Annotated in this window: 3 protein-coding genes; all 3 read left to right on the top strand. The window is 33.7% G+C overall.

The genetic code is table 11. The annotated features are described in order from the left end of the window. Positions 1 to 180: 180 nt before the first annotated feature. Positions 181 to 1,554: a bifunctional UDP-N-acetylglucosamine diphosphorylase/glucosamine-1-phosphate N-acetyltransferase GlmU gene (gene glmU / locus BUB63_RS12835; RefSeq protein WP_073250366.1), complete on the top strand. Its 1,374-nt coding sequence runs from the start codon at positions 181 to 183 to the stop codon at positions 1,552 to 1,554. 17 nt (positions 1,555 to 1,571) lie between these two features. Next, a complete protein-coding gene (locus BUB63_RS12830) occupies positions 1,572 to 2,525 on the top strand; it encodes a ribose-phosphate diphosphokinase (RefSeq protein WP_027309378.1) in 954 nt (317 codons plus the stop codon). Between the two features lie 444 nt (positions 2,526 to 2,969). Then, positions 2,970 to 3,088: transposase (locus tag BUB63_RS12825; protein WP_200790287.1), on the top strand; the 119-nt coding region annotated here is incomplete at its 3' end.

Genomic DNA, 3,088 nt, shown 5'->3' with positions numbered 1-3,088 from the left:
AAGCTTTGAATTAAAAAGTTTTTGGGGTTGTCTAAAAAAATATCCTACAATAACTTGACACTATCAATATCCTACAATAACTTGACACTATCTTTGAGCTATTTTAATTGAATAAATTTAGTATTTAGACTATAATAAAATAGGTATTATAATTAAATATTTTAAGGATGAGGTGCTATTATGAATAACTGTTATGGTTTGATATTAGCAGCAGGTGAAGGTAAAAGAATGAAATCTAATCTGCCTAAAGTACTTCATAGGGTTTGTGGGAAACCTATGCTGTTTCACGTTATTGATGCCCTAAAGGGTGCAGATGTTGATGATTACATAGTTGTTATTGGACATAAATCAGAAGTGGTTAGAGCAAGTCTAAATGAAAACATCAAAACGGCTTATCAGGATAGACAACTTGGAACAGGACACGCGGTTATGTGCTGCAGTGACTTTTTAAAGGATAAAGAAGGAACTGTTATAGTTCTTGCAGGCGATGCACCTTTAATAACTGCAGAGACCATTAAGAATGTCTTTGAGTTTCACATAAATGGTGGCTATAAGGTAACAGTGCTTACAGGTGATGTTGATAATCCAGCAGGATTTGGAAGAATCATAAGAGACCAAAATGGTAATATTGAAAAGATAGTTGAACATAAGGATGCAAGTGAGGAAGAACTAAAAGTAAAAGAAGTAAATTCAGGCATATATTGTTTTGATATAAAATTATTATTAGAATCTCTTAATAAATTAGATAATAACAATGCACAAGGGGAATATTATTTAACAGATGTTATTGAAATATTAAAGAGACAAGGATATAGTGTTGGAGCATATAAAGTTGATTTTACAGAGTTTATGGGTGTAAACTCAAGAGTTCAACTTGCAGAAGCAAGTGAGGTTATGAGAAGAAGAATAGTTAAAAGGCTTATGGATGAGGGAGTTACATTTATAGATCCAAATAATGCATACATAGATGCAGAGGTTAAGATAGGTAGAGATACTATTGTGTATCCAGGCTGTGTAATTGAAGGAAATACTGAAATAGGAGAAGGATGTATAATAGGGCCTAATTCAAGAATAGTAAATTCAAAAATACATAATGGAGTTGAAGTTCAAAGCTCAGTTGTTTTGGATAGTATTGTTCACGATAATACATCTGTCGGACCATTTGCATATATAAGACCAGAGAGTGAAATAGGAAAGAATGTTAAAATAGGTGATTTTGTTGAAATCAAAAAGTCAAAAATAGGCGATGATACAAAGGTATCTCACCTAACATATATAGGAGATGCTGAAGTAGGACGTGGATGTAATTTTGGATGTGGTACAGTTGTAGTAAATTATGATGGAACAAACAAACACAAGACTATAGTAAAGGACAATGCATTTATTGGTTGCAACACTAATTTAGTAGCTCCTGTTACAGTTGAAGAAAATGCTTATATTGCTGCTGGCTCAACTATTACAGAAGATGTACCAAGTGGAGCACTTGCTATTGCAAGAGCAAAGCAGGTAAATAAGGAAGGCTGGCTTGAAAAGAAGGGTATATGGAAAAAATAGCATAGGAGGCGTTTTTTATGATTACACACGGTAAAAACATTAAAATATTTACGGGAAATTCTCATCCTAACCTTGCGAAGGAAATAGCAGACATCGTTGGTGTAAGTGTTGGAAATTCAAATGTTGGAAGATTTAGTGATGGGGAAATATCAGTAGATATTAATGAAACAGTTAGAGGAGCAGATGTATTTGTTGTTCAATCAACTTGTGCTCCAGTAAATGATAATTTAATGGAACTTTTGATAATGATGGATGCTTTTAAGAGAGCTTCTGCTGGTAGAATTACTGCTGTTATTCCTTACTATGGATATGCAAGACAAGATAGAAAGGCAAAGGCAAGAGATCCAATTACAGCAAAGCTTGTGGCAGACCTATTAACAGCAGCTGGTGCAGATAGAGTTTTAACTATGGACTTACACGCTGCACAAATTCAAGGATATTTTAATATACCTGTTGATCACCTTCTTGGTGTACCAATACTATCAAAGTATTTCCAAGATTTTAATCTAAACGAAGATGAAGTAGTTGTAGTTTCACCTGATTTAGGCAGTGTAACAAGAGCAAGAAAGTTTGCAGATAGACTACATGCTCCTATTGCTATAATAGATAAGAGAAGACCGAAGGCTAATGTTTCAGAAATAATGAATGTAATTGGAGATGTAAAGGGTAAGGTAGCAATACTTGTTGATGATATGATAGATACTGCAGGTACAATTACTAATGCAGCAAATGCATTAGCAGATTTAGGTGCAAAGGAAGTATATGCTTGTTGTACACATGCTGTGCTATCAGGTCCGGCTGTTGAGAGAATTAAAAATTCAGCAATAAAGGAACTTGTTGTATTAAATACAATTCCTTTAACTGAAGATAAGATGCTTGATAATATTAAGGTATTATCAGTTGCTCCTGTTTTTGCAGAGGCGATAAAGAGGATATATGAGGATTTATCTGTTAGTAAGATATTTGAGTAAAAGGATGGCAATTAGCCATCCTTTAGATTATTGACAAACCTAATTGATAGCTACATTATGAAAATGCCCCATGAAAGGATTTCAATAGGCTCTTTCATGAGCTTTAGCAATTGTTGCTTTTCGACTTTGAAAAAGTCCGTAATTCGGCACAGGACGTGCCGAGCCGAGCGGCCATCAGGATGATGGCATCGCGAAGGTAGGACTTTTTCAAATAAAGAAAAGCTTATAATTGCTTAGTGAAATGAAGGTATGCCTAAGAAATCCTTCATGGGGCTAATCAATATATAACTTTTTCAACAGCCCGATCCTTTTTATAATACATAAAAGTTTTTAACTAAAAAGCAACAGAAGTCGCCCACTTCTATAAGTGGGTGATGAATGTTGTTTGACACATTCTTCCTTTATGATATAATCAGTATTATAGGAAGGAGGTTTTGTAATATAATGGATTTAGACAATAATAATCATTCAGTATTCTTGTTGTATTATCATCTTGTTTTGGTAACTAAATATAGAAGAAAAGTTATTGATGATAATATATCGAATAGACTAAAAGAAATATT

It is taken from the genome of Caloramator proteoclasticus DSM 10124 (assembly GCF_900129265.1).
GTDB lineage: Bacteria > Bacillota > Clostridia > Clostridiales > Caloramatoraceae > Thermobrachium > Thermobrachium proteoclasticum.
Note: the sequence above shows the minus strand (reverse complement) of the source record. Positions and strands in the feature narration are given on the sequence as shown.

What these genes read in the sequence shown, in the direction of transcription:
- glmU (WP_073250366.1), top strand. Translation starts at nt 181, where the DNA reads ATGAATAACTGTTATGGTTTGATATTAGCAGCAGGTGAAGGTAAAAGA.
- BUB63_RS12830 (WP_027309378.1), top strand. Translation starts at nt 1,572, where the DNA reads ATGATTACACACGGTAAAAACATTAAAATATTTACGGGAAATTCTCAT.